The 18,685-nt window shown below is 60.2% G+C and carries 19 protein-coding genes; 13 read left to right on the top strand and 6 right to left on the bottom strand.

Annotated features, from left to right (window positions below):
* Positions 1–92 precede the first annotated feature (92 nt).
* Positions 93–902, top strand: a complete 810-nt coding sequence (locus F1529_RS08475) for a putative RNA methyltransferase (protein ID WP_155133715.1) — start codon at positions 93–95, stop codon at positions 900–902.
* A 130-nt stretch (positions 903–1,032) separates the two neighbouring features.
* Here F1529_RS08475 and F1529_RS08470 read toward each other — a convergent pair whose 3' ends face one another.
* The gene (locus F1529_RS08470; protein WP_370456981.1) at positions 1,033–2,652 is read right to left on the bottom strand and encodes an FAD-dependent monooxygenase; all 1,620 of its coding nucleotides are present in this window, start codon (positions 2,650–2,652) and stop codon (positions 1,033–1,035) included.
* Positions 2,653–2,870: 218 nt separating this feature from the next.
* Between F1529_RS08470 and dinB the strand changes: the two genes are divergently transcribed.
* Positions 2,871–3,986 (top strand): DNA polymerase IV, encoded by a 1,116-nt coding sequence (gene dinB / locus F1529_RS08465; protein WP_155137203.1) that lies wholly within the window; start codon positions 2,871–2,873, stop codon positions 3,984–3,986.
* Positions 3,987–4,242: 256 nt separating this feature from the next.
* Here the strand turns inward: dinB and F1529_RS08460 are convergent, their stop codons facing one another.
* Positions 4,243–4,458 carry a hypothetical protein gene (locus F1529_RS08460; protein WP_007151335.1) on the bottom strand — a complete coding sequence of 72 codons (216 nt, stop codon included), beginning with the start codon at positions 4,456–4,458 and terminating at the stop codon, positions 4,243–4,245.
* A 415-nt stretch (positions 4,459–4,873) separates the two neighbouring features.
* On the opposite strand from F1529_RS08460, the gene ppnN reads away from it, so the two are divergent.
* Positions 4,874–6,241 (top strand): nucleotide 5'-monophosphate nucleosidase PpnN, encoded by a 1,368-nt coding sequence (gene ppnN, locus F1529_RS08455; RefSeq protein WP_155133712.1) that lies wholly within the window; start codon positions 4,874–4,876, stop codon positions 6,239–6,241.
* Between the two features lie 256 nt (positions 6,242–6,497).
* On the opposite strand, the gene F1529_RS08450 is transcribed toward ppnN, so the two are convergent.
* Positions 6,498–7,268, bottom strand: a complete 771-nt coding sequence (locus F1529_RS08450; protein WP_007150543.1) for a 3-hydroxyacyl-CoA dehydrogenase — start codon at positions 7,266–7,268, stop codon at positions 6,498–6,500.
* Between the two features lie 172 nt (positions 7,269–7,440).
* Here F1529_RS08450 and egtB point away from each other — a divergent pair, with 172 nt between their 5' ends.
* The 3 genes from egtB to F1529_RS08435 all read left to right on the top strand — a co-directional run bounded on the left by egtB (position 7,441) and on the right by F1529_RS08435 (position 10,417).
* Positions 7,441–8,721: an ergothioneine biosynthesis protein EgtB gene (gene egtB, locus F1529_RS08445; protein ID WP_155137200.1), complete on the top strand. Its 1,281-nt coding sequence runs from the start codon at positions 7,441–7,443 to the stop codon at positions 8,719–8,721.
* A gap of 35 nt (positions 8,722–8,756) precedes the next feature.
* Positions 8,757–9,746: an L-histidine N(alpha)-methyltransferase gene (gene egtD, locus F1529_RS08440; protein ID WP_155133709.1), complete on the top strand. Its 990-nt coding sequence runs from the start codon at positions 8,757–8,759 to the stop codon at positions 9,744–9,746.
* A gap of 146 nt (positions 9,747–9,892) precedes the next feature.
* A complete protein-coding gene (locus F1529_RS08435; RefSeq protein WP_007149930.1) occupies positions 9,893–10,417 on the top strand; it encodes a thioesterase family protein in 525 nt (174 codons plus the stop codon).
* A gap of 152 nt (positions 10,418–10,569) precedes the next feature.
* On the opposite strand, the gene F1529_RS08430 is transcribed toward F1529_RS08435, so the two are convergent.
* Positions 10,570–11,100: a DUF2846 domain-containing protein gene (locus F1529_RS08430; protein ID WP_155133706.1), complete on the bottom strand. Its 531-nt coding sequence runs from the start codon at positions 11,098–11,100 to the stop codon at positions 10,570–10,572.
* Between the two features lie 305 nt (positions 11,101–11,405).
* Here F1529_RS08430 and F1529_RS08425 point away from each other — a divergent pair, with 305 nt between their 5' ends.
* The 5 genes from F1529_RS08425 (at position 11,406) to F1529_RS08405 (ending at position 16,013) form a co-directional block, all read left to right on the top strand.
* Positions 11,406–11,906 carry a DUF1289 domain-containing protein gene (locus F1529_RS08425; protein ID WP_039926929.1) on the top strand — a complete coding sequence of 167 codons (501 nt, stop codon included), beginning with the start codon at positions 11,406–11,408 and terminating at the stop codon, positions 11,904–11,906.
* Between the two features lie 264 nt (positions 11,907–12,170).
* The gene (locus tag F1529_RS08420; protein ID WP_155133703.1) at positions 12,171–12,779 is read left to right on the top strand and encodes a TetR/AcrR family transcriptional regulator; all 609 of its coding nucleotides are present in this window, start codon (positions 12,171–12,173) and stop codon (positions 12,777–12,779) included.
* 12 nt (positions 12,780–12,791) lie between these two features.
* Positions 12,792–13,565 (top strand): SDR family oxidoreductase, encoded by a 774-nt coding sequence (locus F1529_RS08415; RefSeq protein ID WP_155133700.1) that lies wholly within the window; start codon positions 12,792–12,794, stop codon positions 13,563–13,565.
* A gap of 13 nt (positions 13,566–13,578) precedes the next feature.
* Entirely contained in the window at positions 13,579–15,063 is a 1,485-nt protein-coding gene (locus tag F1529_RS08410; protein ID WP_155133697.1) for an NAD(P)/FAD-dependent oxidoreductase, read from the top strand.
* A 2-nt stretch (positions 15,064–15,065) separates the two neighbouring features.
* On the top strand, positions 15,066–16,013 hold the full coding sequence (locus F1529_RS08405; RefSeq protein WP_155133694.1) for a patatin-like phospholipase family protein: 948 nt from the start codon (positions 15,066–15,068) through the stop codon (positions 16,011–16,013).
* Positions 16,014–16,099: 86 nt separating this feature from the next.
* Here F1529_RS08405 and F1529_RS08400 read toward each other — a convergent pair whose 3' ends face one another.
* Positions 16,100–16,339 (bottom strand): hypothetical protein, encoded by a 240-nt coding sequence (locus F1529_RS08400; protein ID WP_155133691.1) that lies wholly within the window; start codon positions 16,337–16,339, stop codon positions 16,100–16,102.
* Positions 16,340–16,438: 99 nt separating this feature from the next.
* Positions 16,439–16,939, bottom strand: a complete 501-nt coding sequence (locus tag F1529_RS08395) for a transcriptional repressor (protein WP_230457741.1) — start codon at positions 16,937–16,939, stop codon at positions 16,439–16,441.
* 206 nt (positions 16,940–17,145) lie between these two features.
* Here F1529_RS08395 and F1529_RS08390 point away from each other — a divergent pair, with 206 nt between their 5' ends.
* Together F1529_RS08390 and F1529_RS08385 are read left to right on the top strand one after the other, a co-directional pair.
* A complete protein-coding gene (locus F1529_RS08390; protein WP_155133688.1) occupies positions 17,146–17,682 on the top strand; it encodes a sigma-70 family RNA polymerase sigma factor in 537 nt (178 codons plus the stop codon).
* Positions 17,679–18,659 (top strand): FecR domain-containing protein, encoded by a 981-nt coding sequence (locus tag F1529_RS08385; RefSeq protein WP_155133685.1) that lies wholly within the window; start codon positions 17,679–17,681, stop codon positions 18,657–18,659. Before F1529_RS08390 ends, F1529_RS08385 begins: the two co-directional genes overlap by 4 nt.
* Positions 18,660–18,685 lie beyond the last annotated feature (26 nt).

The raw sequence follows: 18,685 nt of genomic DNA, 5'->3' as shown, positions 1-18,685 counted from the left end.
CAACGTGCTCTCACCTTCCCTGCCTTCTGCCCTACCTTTTCCCGGCATCCTGTGGTTCACTGCCGGCATCACGCCCCGGAACACGGTATGCCATGCCCACACTCAAATGCCCCAGTTGCGAACAGGTCCTGCGCCTTGCCGGCAATAGCTGGCACTGCGATAACGGCCACCGGTTCGATCGTGCCAAGCGCGGTTACACCAATCTGTTGCTGGCGCAGCAACGCCGCTCCCGGTCACCGGGGGACGACAAGGCCATGGTGCAGGCGCGCACGGCGTTTCTTGAACTGGGCCGTTATCAGCCATTGGCAGATGCCCTGCTCGCCCACCTGCCGGATGAAGAACCCGCCTGGCTGGATATCGGCTGTGGCGAAGGCTGGTACACTGAGCAGTTTGCCCAGCGGTTGGGCGGCGTGAATGGTGTGGGCGTGGATATTTCCAAGTTCGCGGTGGATGCAGCTGCCAAGCGTAACAAGCGCATCACCTGGTTGGTGGCCAGCGGCGCCCGGCTACCGCTGTTTGATGACAGCCAGCAAACCGTATTTGTGTTGTTCACCCGCCTGTTCGTGGACGATATCGCCCGGGTGCTGCAACCCGGTGGGGAATTGATTGTTGTCGGTACCGGGGAAACGCACCTGCTGCCGTTGCGCGAAGCCCTGTACGACGATGTGCGGCAAAGCAGTTTCGATGCGGGCAAATTTCTGGACGAGCGTTTCGAGCTGATCTCAAGCGAGACGCTGCATTGCCAATGGGTGCCGGACTCAGAAGAAGAACTCCGTAACCTGCTGGCCATGACGCCCCATCACTGGCGGGCACGGCCGGATGCGAAAGCCGGCATTGGCGCCTTGGCCGGCCAGCCCATGAACGGACATTTTGTGATTCAACGCTGGCGGCGGGTGGCGTAGATTTCGTTTTTATCACGCGTGATGTCGGGTTCGTGTCGGATTACGGCTACGCCTAATTCGACCTACAAAACCCGTGTTCCTCGTAGGTCGAATTAGCCTGAAAGGCGTAATCCGACACCGCACACTCCTCTCACTCTACTCTCTTCCCAAGCACTCGCTCCAGATACCCCAACAAATCATTCGCATTACTCACCGGCGCCCGGTACGCCAGATGCCCATCCGGGCGCATCAACCAGAGCCGGCCCTGGTCGCCGAATGCGCTGGCAAACTCCCCTTCATGGTCACGCCAGATACGGGTGGTACCTTCCCGGGGCACATCTTCATCGGCGGTGGCCCGCGCCGCAATCACGGTCAGGTGCACACGCTCACGGTATTCCTGCCCCAAACGATCACTCAAGGCATACATCACCAACCGCTCGTTATGCTCGGGGGATTCGCTCAACTGCAGCAACAAATGATGTACCGGTTTGCGCAACAAACCGTGCAGCTGATGCAGATGCCCGGTGCGCACGGATTTCAGCGCCGCATCCGGCAGCCGATCGCCCGGCAGCGGCCCCTGATGCCGCCAGCCCACGTCGGCCTCCGGCCCACAGGTGACCAGCGGCGAATTGCGATAATGCACATCCAGCTGGCTGGCCGTGCGCAGCAGTCGGCTGGAAATATTGCGACGGCTACCTGCCAGTTTCAGCAGTGAATCCCGACTGCGCCGCAGCAAGGGCAATTTCACCAATGAGGCCCGCGACAGCATATCCACGCCATACAACATTTTCTCAGCCACCGGGCGCCGTTCCTGCTCGTAGCTATCCAGCAAGGCGCCCTGCCCAAACCCCTTGAGGTAAAATGCCAGCTTCCAGCTCAGATTGAAGGCATCCGCCAGGCCCGTGTTCATGCCTTGAGCACCCAATGGACTTTGCACGTGAGCCGCATCCCCAGCCAGGAAAACCCGATTGCGCCGAAAATGCTGCGCCAGCCGGCGCTGCACGGAGAATTGGCTCAGCCAGCGGGGTTCACCCAAATCAGGCACGTCCCCAAGAATCGACGTTAGCCGTTCGCTAAAGGGCGCCAGACTCAATGGTGTTTCCGGCGGCTCACGGCTAGCCATAATCAGCCGCCAGCCCTGCGGCAAAGGCAAGGCCAGCAACAGCCCTTCTTCCTGCAAAAAACCATGGGAGCGGTCGTTGCTCCAGGGGGCAGCATCCCAAGGCACATCTGCCAACAGGAAATGCTCGCTGTAATCCACGCCGTTGAAACCAATGCCAAGTTGCTCACGGACCGTGGAGCCCACGCCATCAGCCCCCACCAGCAGCTCGGCATTCAATGTCTGTACCTCCGCCCCCTGGCGAATGCGCGCCTGCACGCCGCTGCCGTCCTGACGGAAATCCAGCAATTCGGCGCTGCGAATCAATTCCCCGCCCAGCATCCGGTATCGGTCGATCAACACCGCCTCCACCTCGGATTGGGGGCAACTGAGCACCCACGGGTACGGCGCTTTCAGGGAGGTGAGATCCAGTTCGAAGAGAAACCCTTTATCGCCGTACACCGATACGGCCTTGAGTCGCCGCGACGCTTTGCGGATCGGCGCCAGCACATCCAGCGCCTCAAAGATTTCCAGCGAGCGGGCATGCAGACCCAGCGCCCGGGAATACGGCGATGGCGCCTCAAGACGATCGATGATGCAACAGTTGATACCGTGACGGCGCAAGCCGATACCCAGTGCCAGCCCGGTGGGGCCCGCACCGACAATCAGCACCTGCGGTGTGCGGTTCTCGCTAATGGCGATGGTACACTCTCCTTATGGCACCCTTATTGGCGCCCCTGCCTGGCACTATGCCCACGGGGGTAGCCCGGTCTGTCTGCAGCCCACCGGACACGTCTCTGTGCCTGTGGCCTGCAACAGCCGCGCCAACACGTGAACGCTTACCCGAGCCCATCATGGCACATTCCACCACACCCTCCATGACGCCTTCCATGACGCCTTCCATGGCGCCTGCATCGCGCAAAATTATCCACGTGGACTGCGACTGCTTTTACGCCGCCGTGGAAATGCGGGACGACCCCAGCCTGCGCGGCCGCCCGGTGGCCGTGGGCGGCGACCCGCACCGGCGCGGCGTGATTGCCACTTGCAACTACCCGGCGCGGCAATTTGGTGTGCATTCGGCCATGGCATCCTCCCAGGCCCTGCGGCGCTGCCCGGAACTGGTTATTGTGCCTCCGAACTTTGACAAATACCGCAAAGTTTCCGCCCAGATCCATGACATTTTTCGTCGTTATACAAGCCTGATTGAGCCGCTGTCACTGGACGAGGCCTTTCTGGATGTGAGCGCCAGCGAACAATTCGATAATAGTGCCACCCGCATTGCCCAGGCATTGCGCCAGGACGTTCGCCGGGAGGTGGCTATTACCGTGTCCGCAGGCGTCGCTCCCAACAAATTTCTGGCCAAGGTTGCCAGCGACTGGCGCAAGCCCGACGGGCTGTTTGTGATCCCTCCCGCCCAGGTCGAGGAATTTGTGGCCGCCCTGCCGGTGAACAAGATTTCCGGGGTGGGCCGGGTCACCGGTGAACGCATGGCCGGCCTCAACCTGAAAACCTGCGGCGATCTGCAACAGCTAAGCCGACTGGAGCTGGGCCAGCACTTCGGCAGTTTTGGCGAGCGGCTTTATCACCTGTGCCGCGGTGAAGACAGCCGCCCGATCCAGACCGGGCGGCGGCGCAAGTCGGTATCGGTGGAACGCACCTACGACAAGGACCAGCTCACCCTGACGGACTGGCTCCGGGAGCTGGAGGGGCTGATTGAAAAGCTGAAGGAACGGTTTGCCAAACTGGATCAGCATTACCTGATCAGCGGGCTCACCGCCAAGGTGAAGTATCAGGATTTTGTCAGCATGAGCTGCGACAAGGCCGGCAATGACCTGGATTCCGCCCACTTCGAGGCCCTGTTCCGCCAGCTTTGGGAGCGGCGCGAAGGCCCGGCCCGCCTGCTGGGCATCGGCGCCCGGCTACGCGACCTGAAAGCCCCCCAACAACCGGACCTGTTCCCGGAAGAACGGGACAAGGCCCTGCATAGCCAGCGAAACAGGATGTGACAGGAGACGCGGCACGCTGCACGCTTCACGCAACAACACGGAGATAGGTCAGGGGCAACCGACTATTCATTCGCCCCGCGCGGAGGCTACATCAGCAGAAGCGTAGGTTGGATTACGCCTTTCAGACGTAGGTCAGATTAGCCTGAAAGGCGTAATCCGACATTTTGCTGGTGGCCCGCGGCGCTTCGCGCTCATTGTTAGCGCCAAAGAGAGAGTCGCGTTGACGTCTGTTGCGTGCAGCGTGTGGCGGGCGTTCCTAGTGCAGCCGCTGACAAACCCGGTCGTGCAGATGCGCCGGAATCAGCCCGTCCATCAATTCCCGGCCGCGGCGTTGCACCGGCTCCATTTGTGCATCCAGGTAGGCATCCAGCGTCGCCACACAATCGGCGCAACGGGTAACGGTAGCCGAATCCGGGTGTTCGGACGCCGCTTTCACGGCCTGTTCCAGTTGATTCAAATACTTGAGCAACATGGTTTGCTCCTGAGTCTCACTCTCTGCTGAGGCCTGTTCAGCGGCCCCGAAACTGATCAAGTCTGGCCGATAATGGCGACAACCTCATGACAAGGCGTTGCCCCATATCAACATAACAGGCGCCCTGGCCTGTATCGGGAAGTTCCTGCATGAACAATGCCGTGAACATTCCCGCCTTGATGTTAAATCGGACGCACGTGCCGGCCCGTCGTTCCCCGGCAAAATGTAAAAACACTTGTCCGCCGACGGGCGGGCTGCCAGCTTGAAAGCTGCGCCCTCACCCCCAACACTCCTTTCTCGCCCGGACTACGGTACTCTCTTTCATTCTTGCTCTGGTACTTTCTCTGAAAGCGATGACAGAACACGCTCAATACCGGTATTAAACCGACCTGATTATTTGCGACGGACCGACCTTATGACCGAAACGGTATCGACCATTGTGGCGCCGGAAGGCAGCCTGGAAGTACTCAGCCAACATGAAGTGGAGCGCCTGCGCGATACCTCTGGCAGTGGCTTGCATGACCTGCTGCGCCGCTGCGCCCTGGCGGTGCTGAACTGCGGCACCCCCACCGATGACAGCCGCGAGGTACTGGAAACCTACCACGACTTCGAAATCGAAGTGATTCAGGAAGACCGCGGGCTACGCCTGAAGCTCGACAACGCCCCGGCTGGCGCCTTCGTGGACGGACGCATGATTCGCGGTATCCGCGAGCACCTGTCTGCGGTATTGCGCGATATCGTCTACGTGGCCAACGAGATCCAGAACAACGACCGTTTCGACCTGAACAACAGCGAAGGCATTACCAACGCGGTATTCCATATTCTGCGCAACGCCGGGGTACTCAAAGCCGGAGCCTCACCAAACATGGTGGTTTGCTGGGGCGGGCACAGCATCTCCCGCCACGAATACGATTACAGCAAAAGCGTGGGCTACCAGCTGGGCCTGCGCCACAAGGATATCTGCACCGGTTGTGGCCCTGGCGCCATGAAAGGCCCCATGAAAGGGGCCCATGTGGCACACGCCAAACAACGGGAGAAGGAAGGCCGTTATCTGGGGATTTCCGAGCCGGGCATCATTGCCGCCGAAGCGCCCAACCCCATCGTCAACGAACTGGTGATCATGCCGGATATCGAGAAACGCCTGGAAGCGTTTCTACGTCTGGCCCATGGCATCATCGTGTTTCCCGGCGGGGTCGGCACCACCGAAGAGATCCTCTATTTACTGGGCGTTCTGTTGCACCCGGACAACGCGGACATTCCCCTGCCCATGGTGCTCACCGGCCCGGCCAGCAGTGCTGACTACTTCCGCCAGGTGGATGCGTTTATTCGCTACACGCTGGGCGAAAAAGCCGCAGAACGCTATCAGATCATTATCGATGACCCGGAAGCCGTGGCCCTTGCCATGTGCCACGGCATCGACCGCCTGACCCTGTTCCGCCGGGATAACGACGATGCGTTCTATTTCAACTGGCGGCTCAACGTGCCATTGGCCTTCCAGCACCCGTTCCTGCCCACCCACGAGGCCATGGCCGCGCTGAATCTGGACACGGATCAACCGGTTCATGAGCTGGCCGCCAACCTGCGCCGCGCCTTCTCCGGTATCGTCGCCGGCAACGTAAAGGAACATGGCATCCGCGCCATCGAACAGCACGGCCCCTACAAACTGCACGCCCCCAACGCGCTGATGACGCATCTGGACGAGCTGCTCAAGGCCTTTGTGGAACAGCAGCGCATGAAACTGCCGGGCAGCCATTACGAGCCCTGTTATGAGTTGGTGGGGTAACAGATAACGGCTAATCACGAACCACACTGTAGGAGTTCCCTTCCAGGGGACGAACCGGCCCGTAAACATGGAAAGATCGAAATCACGGGTTGCTCAACCGTCGATTGCAGCAGACGGTTATCTCTGTCGCCTCGCTGCGCTCGGTTCGTCCCCTGGAAGGGAACTCCTACAGCGGCTTCGTAGACAGCAAAAAGCCCCGGGAAACCGGGGCTTTTTTGTGTTGCGTGTAGCGTGACGCGTGCTTGCGTCTCCTGTGCTACCGCGGCTGCATACGGATACCGCCATCGATACGGATGGTTTCGCCGTTCAGGAACTTGTTCTCGATCATGTGACACACCAGCTGACCGTATTCCTGCGGATGCCCCAGGCGTTTCGGGAACTGGGTCATTTCGATCAGCGGCTGCTTCACCTTGTCCGGTGCCGCATTCATCAGCGGGGTGTTGAAAATCCCTGGGGCGATGGTGTTGCAACGAATCCCCAGCGGCGCCAGATCACGGGCGATGGGAAGGGTCATGCCGACTACGCCACCTTTGGTTGCCGCATAAGCAACCTGACCGACCTGACCATCAAAAGCTGCTACCGAAGCGGTGTTCACAATCAGGCCGCGCTCATTATCTTCGCCCGGCTCGTTCTCGGCCATGGCAGCCGCTGCCAGACGCGCCACATTGAAGGTCCCGATCAGGTTGATCTGCACCACCATGTTGAATACGCCCAGATCGTGCGGCTTGTTCTCACGGCCCACGGTTTTCATGGCAGAACCCACACCGGCGCAGTTAACGCACACATGAATGGCACCAAACTTGGCCACGGTAGCATCCACCGCGGCTTTCACCGAGGCTTCGTCTGTCACATCGGTCTGGGTGAAGGCTGCATTGTCCCCCAGCTGGGCCGCCACTTCCGGGCCTTTCTTGTCGTCACGATCAAAAATCATGACCTTGCCACCCTTGGCAATAATGGCTTCTGCAGTCGCCTGGCCCAGGCCTGAGGCACCACCAGTAATCACGGCCACTTTATCGGTAATATTCATATGCTCTCCTTCTTGTGAAAGGTAGAAAGGTAACGGGCTATTAAACGTTACCCGGAGTATACCCAGCCCGGCCAAGCGTCTCATTGTTGCTTTCGCTCAAACCGGGACTGCTTTAAGGTGAGATTGCGTCATTGCAGTCATTATTCATCAGGACCGCACCTTGACCCATGGCATGGGAGGGAAAGCCTTGCCCGACACCGTCAGACAGGACGATACCACCTGGCTCGCCGACTCGTACCGGCGCATCCGGCAATTCAGCGAGCAATTATGTGCCCCCCTGCTCGCCGAAGACATGGGCCTGCAAGCTTGCCCGGAAACCAGCCCACCCCGCTGGCACCTGGCGCACACCACCTGGTTCTTCGAAACGTTTCTGCTCAAGCCTCACCTGCCCGGTTATCAGCCCGCCAATCCCGCATTCGAATACCTGTTCAACAGCTACTACAACGGCATCGGCGAGCAATACCCTCGCCCTCAGCGCCATCTGTTATCGCGCCCCACTAACGATGAAGTGATGGCCTGGCGCCACCAGGTGGATGCCGCCATGGACGATTTGCTGGCGCGGACCGATAGCCTCACGCCGCTGGTACAGCTGGGCCTCAACCACGAACAGCAACATCAGGAACTGTTGCTCACCGACCTGAAATACAGCCTCTCCTTCAACCCCCTGTCACCGGCCATCACCCAGCCCGTGGACATCCCAGGGGACACGCCACCGCTGACGTTTCAGGACTTCGAGGGCGGACTGGTGGAGATTGGCGCTTGCGGTGGCTTCGCGTTCGATAATGAAACACCTCGCCACAAGGTCTGGCTGGAACCGTTCCTGCTGGCCAACCGCCCTGTGACTCAGGGGGAGTTTCGCGCCTTTATTCTGGATGGCGGTTACCGCAAACCGGACCTGTGGCTTTCCGATGGCTGGAGCTGGGTGCAGCAGCAACAGGTCGAACGTCCGCTGTACTGGAATCCGGCCCTGACCGAGCATTTCACCCTGGCCGGCCAGCAACCCCTCCACGACAGCCAGATCCTGGCGCATGTGAATTACTACGAAGCTGACGCCTACGCACGCTGGGCGGGCAAACGCCTGCCCACAGAGCAGGAATGGGAACACGCGGCCCACAGCCAGGCGATCGCCGGCACCTTCGCGGATTCCCCGTCCGATAATCGCTCGTTTCAACCCGGTGCCGCCCGCGACGCCCGCCTTGCCCATCTGTTCGGTGATGTCTGGGAATGGACCGCCAGCGCCTACCTGCCTTACCCGGGCTTCCAGGCCGCCCATGGGGCCGTGGGCGAATACAACGGCAAGTTCATGTGCAACCAGATGGTACTGCGCGGCGGCTCCTGCGCCAGCAGCACCGATCATCTGCGCGCCAGTTACCGCAACTTTTTCTACCCCCATCATCGCTGGCAGTTCAGTGGCATTCGGCTCGCCTGCGACAAGCGGGCCAATGATGGCTGACAGGCACGCCACCCCGACTTCTTGCAGAGGCTAAGATGAAGCATCAACACACCCCGTTGAACCACCAGCAGCTTTGCCCGAACCTGACGTTTTACGACCTGTACCCGCCAGCCACCGATATGCTTGCGGAGGTCAGCCAGTCCCTTTCTGCTCCCGCCCCGTCCCTGCACCCCAAGTATTTTTACGATGAAGCGGGCTCCGCCCTGTTTGACCGCATCACCCGCACCCCGGAGTACTACCCCACCCGCACCGAAACCTCGCTGCTCACCGGTTACGCTGAAGAAATCCGGGCACGCCTCAACCAACCGCAAACCATTGCCGAACCCGGTGCCGGTAGCTGTGAAAAAGTGCGCCTGTTGCTGGATGCCTGGCAGCCCCGCCACTACATGCCACTGGAAATTTCCCGTGAATGTCTGCTTGGTGCCTCTCGCCAATTGGCCCAGGATTTTCCCGACGTGCACATCAGCGCCGTGTGCGCCGATTACTGCCAGGCCATGGCCATGCCGCAAGCCCTGGTACAACCGGGGCGGGTGGTATTTTTTCCCGGCTCCACCATTGGCAATTTTGAACCGGCCGCCCGCGGCGAATTCCTCAAGGGGCTGCGCACCCTGGCTGGCCCCGGTGGCGCCCTGCTGATAGGCGCCGACCTACAAAAACCCGATACGCGCCTCAATGCCGCCTATAACGATGCCGAAGGCCTTACTGCCGCCTTCAACATGAACGCCCTCCACCACCTGAACCGGGAGCTGGGTTGCCAGTTCGATACCGACAACATGCAGCATGTGGCGTTCTACAATACCGCCCGACAGCGCATCGAAATGCACCTGGAGTGCCTGAGCGACCAACACATTCACCTGGGTGAACGCACCCTCACCCTGAAAAGCGGCACCCGTATCCACACCGAGAATTCCTATAAATTCACCGTGGAAAGCTTCAGTGCCGAGCTGGTCGCCGCCGGCTTCACCCCGCTAAGCTGCTGGACAGACCCGCAAAACCTGTTCAGCCTGCATCTGGCCCAGGTATAGCGGGAACGTAAAAGCTGTCACCCTCCGATCCCGCAAATAGTGTGAACCGGTTCCAGTGCCGTTATACTGAACGGCGTTTTTCTGTCCACACGTTACCAACGATAATAAATGGGGCTGCGGTGATAACCGTGGCATAGGGAGATCGGATGCTTGAACTGATCAGCGCAGCGCGACGCCGTAAACGGCCGCCTACGCACCAGCTGTTTGATGTGGTCACCATGGAATTCCGGGTGGGCCTGCTGGATATTGACCTGAACATGCATCTGAACAATGCCAAATACCTGAAGTTCATGGACCGCAGCCGGCTGGAACACGCGGTGGTCACCGGCCTGCTCAACCGCATGCTCGAGGCCCGCTGCAATGGCGTGGTAGCCAATACCGAAATTGCCTATATCCGTGAACTGCGCCCCTATCAGCAATTCCAGGTACACACCCGAATTCTCGGCTGGGACGACAAATACATGTACTACGACCAGCGCTTCGAGTCCCAGCGCAAACTGCACACCCACGCCCTGCTGCGTGTCGCCAACGTCTACGGCGGCAAATCTGTCAGCCCCCAGACCGTGCAGGAAATGACCGGCATGAACCTGACCTCCCCCGCCTTGCCGGAATATGTGGAGCAGTGGAAGCGGTTGCTGCAGACCAAGCGGCGGTTGACGGAAAGCGACTAGCCAAAAAGCTGCAAAAATAAAAATGGGGAACCCGAAAGGGTTCCCCATTTTTTTGATTCATTAGCACGCTCGAAGCGCGGCCAAGGCGACCGTTCGTTTGGCACCAGCTCCACCCGTGTTGCAGCTTGAAGCTTGTTGCTTGTAGCTGGTCCTTATTCTGTCGAATAGGTATAAAACGGCGCCCAACGCTTCTTTTTCACGTCATCGCCGCCGTAATACACGCCCGGCTCATCCAGCCGCAGATCGGCAATTTCCCGCAGAGCCAGCGCACGGGGCACCTGCTGCAGTGGCCCGGCCTGTTGGTAGTCTTCCGGGTTGGCAACCAGCTCTTCCATGTCCAGCGGACGGGTTTCCGAATAGCGGAAGAAGTATTCCTGGCCACCATCCACCTGCAATGGCATCTCAAACACCATCTTCAGGTACAGCACACTGAGCGGGCGACGGGCGTAGAAATCGTGGGTGCCGGCTGGCAACTCCAGCCATTCGTAGGCCCCGGCCTTCAGGCCGAACAGTTGGGAAGAGTCCATGAAAAATACCGGCGCCTGAACTTCTTCATAGCCCCAGCGGGTAATCGGACGATAGATATAGACCATGGCATTACGCGGATCGAGCGTATCCATGGGGGCAAAGGTTTTTCCCTTCGGCGCATCCAGAAAAGCACCCGGCGTGGAAGGAATCCCCATCCCGACTCCGGAACAACCCGAAAGTGCCCAAAGGCAAGCCGCCAGCAGCACAGCCAATCGCATTATTATTCTCCAGCGTTGCCGTATCCGGTGCGTCCAGATCGGCCCTGTTTATTATTGGGTGCAACGTAAAGCAATGTTGAACGCCCAACTATGGCCGATTTGCCCGCATTGCTCAAGCCGCAGGCGCCGCCCCCACAGGCCCTGAAGCCCGCCGCCTGCGGCGTAACAGGCAAGCGCTCAAATTACCGGCAACCGACCGGCGCGACTCTCCCAGGCCCGGGGTTTTCTGTTAGGATTTCGCCATGGCAGTAAATCGAATCCACACCCCCTGTATTGGCGTCTGTTCCACCGTGTTCGGTGACACAGTCTGCCGTGGCTGTCGTCGTTTCAGCCACGAGGTCGTGCACTGGAATGGCTACACCAACGAGGAAAAAACCATCGTCTGGCGGCGCCTGAACCTGTTGCTATGCCAGGTCGTGGATAACTATTTTGTGGTGGCAGACGCCGACCGACTGGCTGCGGAGCTGGATTTTCAGAATCTTCGCTACCAACCCCAGCTGTCTCCCCAGGGCTGGGTGCCGGAGCTGCTCAAGGCCGCCGGCTCCAAGATGATCCCCTATGACCATTTCGGCCTGCGGGCACTGCCCCCCAGCGACGGCCTGACACCACGTCAGCTGTACGACCAGATCAGCGCCGAATGCCACGCCCTGTCCCAGGCCCACTACGACCGCTCCTACGCTCGCCCGGTTACCCTGGTGGCGGAACTCACCGAGCACGCCGCCCGGGAGAAGGGGCTTATTTAGCCCCCCCTATCCGCAGGAGCCTCGCTAGCGGCGCGATTCCGGATCCCGGCAAAACTGTTTTTCCGTTAACGCAACAGCGCCTCTGCTTTTCCTCAGCCCTAGAGTACATCGAGTTTTCCAACCCTCAATGATCGCGCCGCCAGCGACGCGCCTGCGATTCACCATCGTCATTTGGCCCCATCTGACCGAAACAGCTCTTCACTAAGACATCATTCAATGGCACATTAACGGAATGAACATTCATTCTGATTTGGTGTGCCCTCTATGAGCCTGACCGCCAGCCCCTCACTCGATACCCGTGAAGGCCGCAAGCGTGACCTGATTGTCCAGGCAGCCCTCAAGGTGTTTGCCGAACATGGTCTGCACGGCACACCGGTTCCCCCCATTGCCACGGAGGCCGGGGTCGGCGTCGGTACGCTATACCGCTACTTCGACAGCAAGGAAGCCCTGATCAATGCGGTTTTTCAGGACAGCAAACACCGCCTCCAGGAGCGCTTGCTCAGTGATCTCGACCTGCTGCACCCGTCGCGCAGTCTGTTCGACAACCTTTGGGCCCGGCTCACCGCCTTTGCCCGTGAAGAACCTGAAGCCTTCCGGTTTCTGGAAATTCAGGACCACCACAATTATCTGGATGCGGAAAGCCGCCACCAGGAGCAGGCCCTGCTAATCCCTTTGGGGATGATGGTGATCATCGGCCAACGCACCGGCCTGCTCGGCAGTCACATGAAACCGGACCTGGCCATCGCCCTGTTCTGGGGTGCCTTTGTCGGCATCTTCAAGGCAGAACGCCTGGGCTACCTGACACTCAGTGATAGCGACCTTAAACAGGCAAGGGACGCCTGCTGGCTCGCCATTGCCAACCACAACCACTAGGGAACAACAGCCATGACCCCAACCCATATCCTGATTACCGGCGGTGCCGGCGCCATTGGCGGCCAGCTCGCTGGTCAATTTCGCCAGCACCACCCCGAGGCCCGCATCACCCTGGTCGATTTGAATGCCGAGTCACTGGCTATTGCCGCCGACCAGCATGGCGCCCAGGCCGAAACCTGTGATCTGACGGATATCGACGCCCTGCCCGCCTGGTGGCAATCACTGGAAGACCGCCACGGCCCGGTGGACGTGCTGGTCAACTGCGCCGGCATCATGGATATCATCAGCATCACCGGTACGGGCTGGGAGAAAGGCAAGCTGTTGATGGACATCAACTTCACCGCCCCCATGCGGCTGATGGACCTGGCGCTGCCCGCCATGGTGGAAGCCCGTCACGGTTGTGTGATCAATGTGGCCAGCATGGCCGGGCGCGTGCCGATTCGCGGCTGCAGCTATTACGGCGGCGCCAAGGCGGGGATCGGCCTGGCGTCGGAAATTGCCCGGCTGGACCTGAAAAAGCAGGGCGTCAATGTAATCACTGTCTACCCGGGGCCGATCTATTCCGGCCTGGAAAGCCATGCCCGCAGCCAGGTTAAAAAAGGCCCCGCTTCCCGGTTTATTCCCACCGGAAAGCCGGATGTGCTGGCTGAGCGAATCTACAACGCTTTTCGCAAGGGCAACGCTCGGGTGATCTACCCGGATATCTACAGCCTGGCCAAGCAAGTCGCCAACCTGAATCTGACCAACCGGGCGATGGATTTCTTCAGCCCGCAACCGAACCAGTAACCACGGACCGACCATGACACAGCAAGCCAACACTCCGATTTATGACACCCTGATTGTCGGTGCCGGCATCAGTGGCATCGGCCTGGGCATCCGCCTCAAGGAAGCCGGGTTGGATAACTTTGTGATCCTGGAAAAAGCCGCCGACCTGGGCGGCACCTGGCGGGACAATACCTACCCGGGCTGCGCCTGCGATGTGCCCTCGGCGCTGTATTCCTACTCCTTCGCCCAGAAACCGGACTGGACCCGGGCCTTTGCCGGCCAGGCGGAGATTCTCGATTACGTCCGCGATACCGCTGAGCGTTACGACATTCCTGCGTCGATTCGTTTCAACCAGGCGGTGGAACGGGCGCAATGGCGCGAGAGCCAGAACCTGTGGGAAGTGCAAACCGGCGACCAGCTGTATCGGGCCCGCACCGTGGTGGCCTGTTCCGGCTATCTGCATGAACCGATTATTCCGGCAATTCCCGGCCTGGAAAACTTTCAGGGCAAGCTGTTTCATTCCTCGCGCTGGGATCACCACCACGACCTGACCGGCGAGCGCGTAGCCGTAGTCGGCACCGGCGCCTCCGCCATTCAGTTCGTCCCGGAGATACAGCCGAAAACCCAACACCTGACCTTGTTCCAGCGCACCCCGCAATGGGTGCTGCCCAAGCCGGATCACAGCATCCCCAAGATCGAGGAAAACTTCTTCCGCCTGCCGTTCACCCTGAGCGCCTGGCGCAAGATGCTCTACGGCGGTTTTGAAACCTTCGGCATCGGCTTCCGCCGCCCGGCCATCCTGCGGCAAATCCAGAAGCTGGGCCTGGCGCACCTGAAAGTGGCTATCAAGGACGCGACACTGCGCGCCAAGCTCACCCCGGATTACACCCTTGGCTGCAAGCGTGTATTGATGAGCAACAACTATTACCCGGCCCTGAACCAACCCAATGTGGATGTGTTCCACACCGGCCTGAAAGAAGTCCGCGGCAACACGCTGGTGGGCCAGGATGGCAGCGAATGTGAAGTCGACACGGTGATTCTCGGCACCGGTTTTTTTGTCACCGAACCGCCCATCGCCAACCATATTTTCAATGATGCCGGCGAATCGCTCAGCACGATGTGGGAAGACGGCATGCAGGCCTACCGGGGCACCACCATCAATGGCCTGCCCAACGCCTTCATGGTGCTCGGCCCCAATCTGGGGATCGGCCACAATTCCGCGTTTATCGTTATCGAAGCGCAGATCAACTACATCGTCAGCACCCTGACCACCATGCGCGACCAGCAGCTGGACCGCATTGAAGTGAAGGCCGAGGTGCAGCAGCAGTACAACCGCAAGGTCCAGAAAGACCTGCAGGGCACGGTCTGGAACACCGGCGGCTGCTCCAGCTATTACCTGGACAAGAACGGCTTGAACAGCGTCGGCTTCCCCTGGAGCACCCTGGAAATGCAGCGTCTGCTGAAAACCTTCGACGCGGACAACTACACCCTGACTTCTGCCACCCAAAAGGTATTCTGATCATGAGCAAAACGGCTTCTTCTTCCACACCCCGTCGCGCCCTGGTCATTGGCTGTGGTGGCGTCGCCGGCGGCGCCTGGTCCATTGCCGCCCTGCATCATCTGCAACAGCAACTGAACTGGGACGCCCGCGATGCGGACATTCTGGTAGGCACTTCCGCCGGCGCGGTACTCGCCACCCTGCTGGCTAGCGGTGTGTCCGTGGCCCAACTGCGCGACTGCCAGCAAGGCACCAGCGATCGTTGCCAATGGGACCACGACACCGATACCGGCGGCGCACTACCGCCCTTGCCCGGGGCCCGGTTTACCGGCGCCAAACTGGCACTGAAAGGATTGCGCGGAGAGATTTCGCCACTGACAGCGATCTGCGGGTTGCTGCCACAGGGGCAGTTCGACATGGCCCCCTTCCGTCAGCTGGTCAATACCGCCACCGCCGGCAAGGACTGGGTCAGCCACCCGGCCACCTGGATCATGGCGGTGGACACAGACAGCGGCAAACGGATTCCTTTCGGTAAGGGCGGCGCGCCCAGCGCCACCATAGCCGATGCGGTGTGCGCCTCCTATGGAGTGCCGTTCTGGTGCCCGCCGGTCACCGTGGCCGACCGCACCTACATTGATGGCGGCGTCGCCTCGCCCACCTCCGCAGACCTGCTGGCCGACAGTGCAGTGGATGAAGTGATCGTGCTGGCCCCCATGGCCTCACGCCAGCCGGACCAGCCCCGCTCTCCGTTGATGAAGATAGAACGGCGGGTGCGCCGCTACATGACCACAATCGTGGATCGGGAAGTCGCCTTGTTGGAAAAAAACGGCAAGCGCGTCATCCGCATCGAACCCAATGCACAGGATCTGACCGCTTTCGGTTACAACATGATGGACCCGAAACGACGCCGGCAGGTCTACGACACGGCGCAAATCACCACCGCAGAAACGGTACGCATGGCCATAGGTTGATGGGCTAACGGAAACAGGCCGGGAACATCCCGGCCTTGTTGCCCCTGATCAAGCGCCGTATTGCTGAACACAACAGGAGAGGCGTCCTAAAGGGAATTGGCCGCCTGAGTCAGGGTTACGTGGATATCTTTCAGGGCCGTGCGCGCCTCGATCCCTTCCGAGTGTGCAAAGAAGCCCAGCATCAACGCGCCCGCAACCAGAGCCACCAACGCCAGCAGCATCAGCTTTTCCTTTTCCAGCACGCGCCGTAGCGGCGAGCGCGACGCCTCTTCGCGACGATTGCGACTGTTATTGTCATCGTGGCTGTCTTGTATCGTATCTCGCACCGTGCCTCCCATACCGACTATCTATGGTTGTACCCACCCAGCCGGGCAAGCACAAGACACGGGCAGACCGCTTGTCTGACAAGCGCCGCGCGCTGCCGGCTACGGCGTGATACGGCGAACCCGGATCACCAGCTCCCGGCCAACGACCTCATAGCCGTGGGCCTGGGCAATCTGCTCCTGCCGCGCCTCGATGACCGGATCACGGAATTCAATCACCCGCTCCGTTTCCACGCACACCATGTGGTCATGGCGTTCACCGAATGACAGCTCGTACACACAGCGGCTCACCGCCCCCTGGGAAAACTGATGACGGGTGACCAGCCCCACCTGCTCCAGATTCAGCAACACCCGGTAAATGGTAGAGATGCCTATCCTTTCCCCTGCCTGATACAAGCGGGCATAGATTTCTTCAGCGCCCAGATGGCGCTGCTCATCGTGGGCGGCTTTCAGGTGTTGCAGGATCCGCACCCGCGGCAACGTGGCTTTCAGCCCCGCCCCGGTCAACCATTGCTCATTACTCTTGGCCGCCCCGCCACGTTCTTCTCCCTCACTCACCTCAACGGTCAGCCCCGGGGCCTCATCCATGCCTTTACCTGCCATCTTCAGCTCCTTCTGTATCGCGCATTTTTTCCCTGTCTCTATAGAAGACGAATAACGCCCACCGATGGTGACATTTTTTCTCGAATAAAAACGGAAACCAGGGCAGGCGTCATACCATGCGTTTCATTCTCATTATTGTAATGATATCCATTCTCAAATAGTATTCGGCATTCATTCTTTACAGAACAACGCTGGGGGGCGGGATCATGTCCGGGGTGGCGCAGGAATCCCTGTCAGTGGAAACGCTGTATACCGACTACCACAGTTGGCTGCATTGCATATTGCAGCGGCGTCTTGGCAGCCGTGATGATGCCGCCGACCTGGCCCACGACGCCTTTATTCGCCTGCTCAGCAAACCTCGCCACCTGAACCACCACACCGCCCGTGCCTACCTGAGCCGCATGGCCCGAGGCCTGTGTGTAGACCTGTGGCGGCGCCGGGAAATCGAGCAGGCCTGGCTGGATACCCTGCTCCACCTGCCCGAACCGGAAAGCCCATCCGCTGAACAGCAAACCGCTGCCCTGGAAGCCCTGGTGGAAGTCGACACCATGCTCCGCCGCTTACCCGAAGCGGTGGCCCATGCCTTTATCCAGTCCATGGTGCATGGCCTCACCGGCAAGGAAATCGCCACGCAGCTGGGCGTATCCGAACGGACCGTGCGCAATTACCTGTCCAGGGCCATGCTTGCCTGCCTGCGCCTGCAGGCCCGACTGGAAGGCACCTGCGTGGCCGCCCAGCCATGAACGGCACAGCACACATTGATCACCAGATTCTCAGTGACGCCGCCGACTGGTTTGCCCTGCTGCGCTCCGGGCAGGCCTGCGAAAGCGACAAGCTGCGCTGGCAGCAATGGCTCCGCCAGCACCCGGACCACCTGCGCGGCTGGCAGATGGTGGAGCACATTGAACAACAGTTCAGCACCGCCAGTGCCAACCACCCGGCGCATACCGAAGCCACCCTGAAACAGGCCCGCCACAACCGTATCCAACGCCGCAGCGTCATTACCGGCCTGGCTCTGGCCATCGGCACCGGCGGCCTGGGCTGGATGAGTTGGCGGCACAGCCCGCTGCCCACCCTGGTGGCGGGCTGGAACGCACAGTACCGCACCGGCACGGGCGAAATCCGCGCCCTGGAACTGGCCGACGGCAGCCGCCTGTGGCTGAACACCAACAGCGCTATCAATACGGTACTGGACGGCACCCAGCGGCACATCCAGGTGATACAGGGAGAAGTGCTGATTGAAACCGGCAAGGCAGACCCGCGCCCACTGGTGGTGTTCACACCGCAAGGTCAACTCCAGCCACTGGGCACCCGTTTCACGGTGCGCCGGGAAACAGACACGACCTTCCTTGCGGTCTACGACGGCGCGGTGGAAATCACCAACCAGGCACGGCAGAAAAGCGTCCTGCACCCTCAGCAACAAACCCATTTTTCCGCCAACGCCCTGCAACCGATTCACCCCGCCGACCCCGCACGGGAAACCTGGCACAAGGGGATTCTGGTGGCAGACGATATCCGCCTGGCCGCGCTGGTTGATGAACTCGGGCGCTACCAGCATGGCTACATCAACCTGTCCCCGGCAGTGGCCGACCTGCGCGTGTTCGGGGGCTTCCCGCTGACCGATCCACAGCAGGCTCTGGACATGCTGGCATCCGCGCTGCCCATTCGGGTCACCCGCCCCCTGCCCGGCTGGACCAATATCCACCCCGCCAACCCCTGAGCAAAAAAACGAAAAAACTTTTCCGC

The sequence above is a fragment of the Alcanivorax sp. VBW004 genome (assembly GCF_009718865.1).
In the GTDB taxonomy this organism is placed as follows: Bacteria; Pseudomonadota; Gammaproteobacteria; order Pseudomonadales; family Alcanivoracaceae; genus Alcanivorax.
The sequence above is the reverse complement of the archived record's forward strand: the minus strand, read 5'-3'. Positions and strand labels throughout refer to the sequence as shown.

Coding starts and splice junctions, on each gene's coding strand:
- F1529_RS08475 (WP_155133715.1), top strand. CDS start 93: ATGCCCACACTCAAATGCCCCAGTTGCGAACAGGTCCTGCGCCTTGCC.
- F1529_RS08410 (WP_155133697.1), top strand. CDS start 13,579: ATGACACAGCAAGCCAACACTCCGATTTATGACACCCTGATTGTCGGT.
- F1529_RS08415 (WP_155133700.1), top strand. CDS start 12,792: ATGACCCCAACCCATATCCTGATTACCGGCGGTGCCGGCGCCATTGGC.
- F1529_RS08435 (WP_007149930.1), top strand. CDS start 9,893: ATGCTTGAACTGATCAGCGCAGCGCGACGCCGTAAACGGCCGCCTACG.
- F1529_RS08450 (WP_007150543.1), bottom strand. CDS start 7,268: ATGAATATTACCGATAAAGTGGCCGTGATTACTGGTGGTGCCTCAGGC.
- F1529_RS08390 (WP_155133688.1), top strand. CDS start 17,146: ATGTCCGGGGTGGCGCAGGAATCCCTGTCAGTGGAAACGCTGTATACC.
- F1529_RS08420 (WP_155133703.1), top strand. CDS start 12,171: ATGAGCCTGACCGCCAGCCCCTCACTCGATACCCGTGAAGGCCGCAAG.
- F1529_RS08385 (WP_155133685.1), top strand. CDS start 17,679: ATGAACGGCACAGCACACATTGATCACCAGATTCTCAGTGACGCCGCC.
- dinB (WP_155137203.1), top strand. CDS start 2,871: ATGACGCCTTCCATGGCGCCTGCATCGCGCAAAATTATCCACGTGGAC.
- egtB (WP_155137200.1), top strand. CDS start 7,441: ATGGGAGGGAAAGCCTTGCCCGACACCGTCAGACAGGACGATACCACC.
- F1529_RS08460 (WP_007151335.1), bottom strand. CDS start 4,458: ATGTTGCTCAAGTATTTGAATCAACTGGAACAGGCCGTGAAAGCGGCG.
- F1529_RS08395 (WP_230457741.1), bottom strand. CDS start 16,939: ATGGCAGGTAAAGGCATGGATGAGGCCCCGGGGCTGACCGTTGAGGTG.
- ppnN (WP_155133712.1), top strand. CDS start 4,874: ATGACCGAAACGGTATCGACCATTGTGGCGCCGGAAGGCAGCCTGGAA.
- egtD (WP_155133709.1), top strand. CDS start 8,757: ATGAAGCATCAACACACCCCGTTGAACCACCAGCAGCTTTGCCCGAAC.
- F1529_RS08430 (WP_155133706.1), bottom strand. CDS start 11,100: ATGGGGATTCCTTCCACGCCGGGTGCTTTTCTGGATGCGCCGAAGGGA.
- F1529_RS08405 (WP_155133694.1), top strand. CDS start 15,066: ATGAGCAAAACGGCTTCTTCTTCCACACCCCGTCGCGCCCTGGTCATT.
- F1529_RS08425 (WP_039926929.1), top strand. CDS start 11,406: ATGGCAGTAAATCGAATCCACACCCCCTGTATTGGCGTCTGTTCCACC.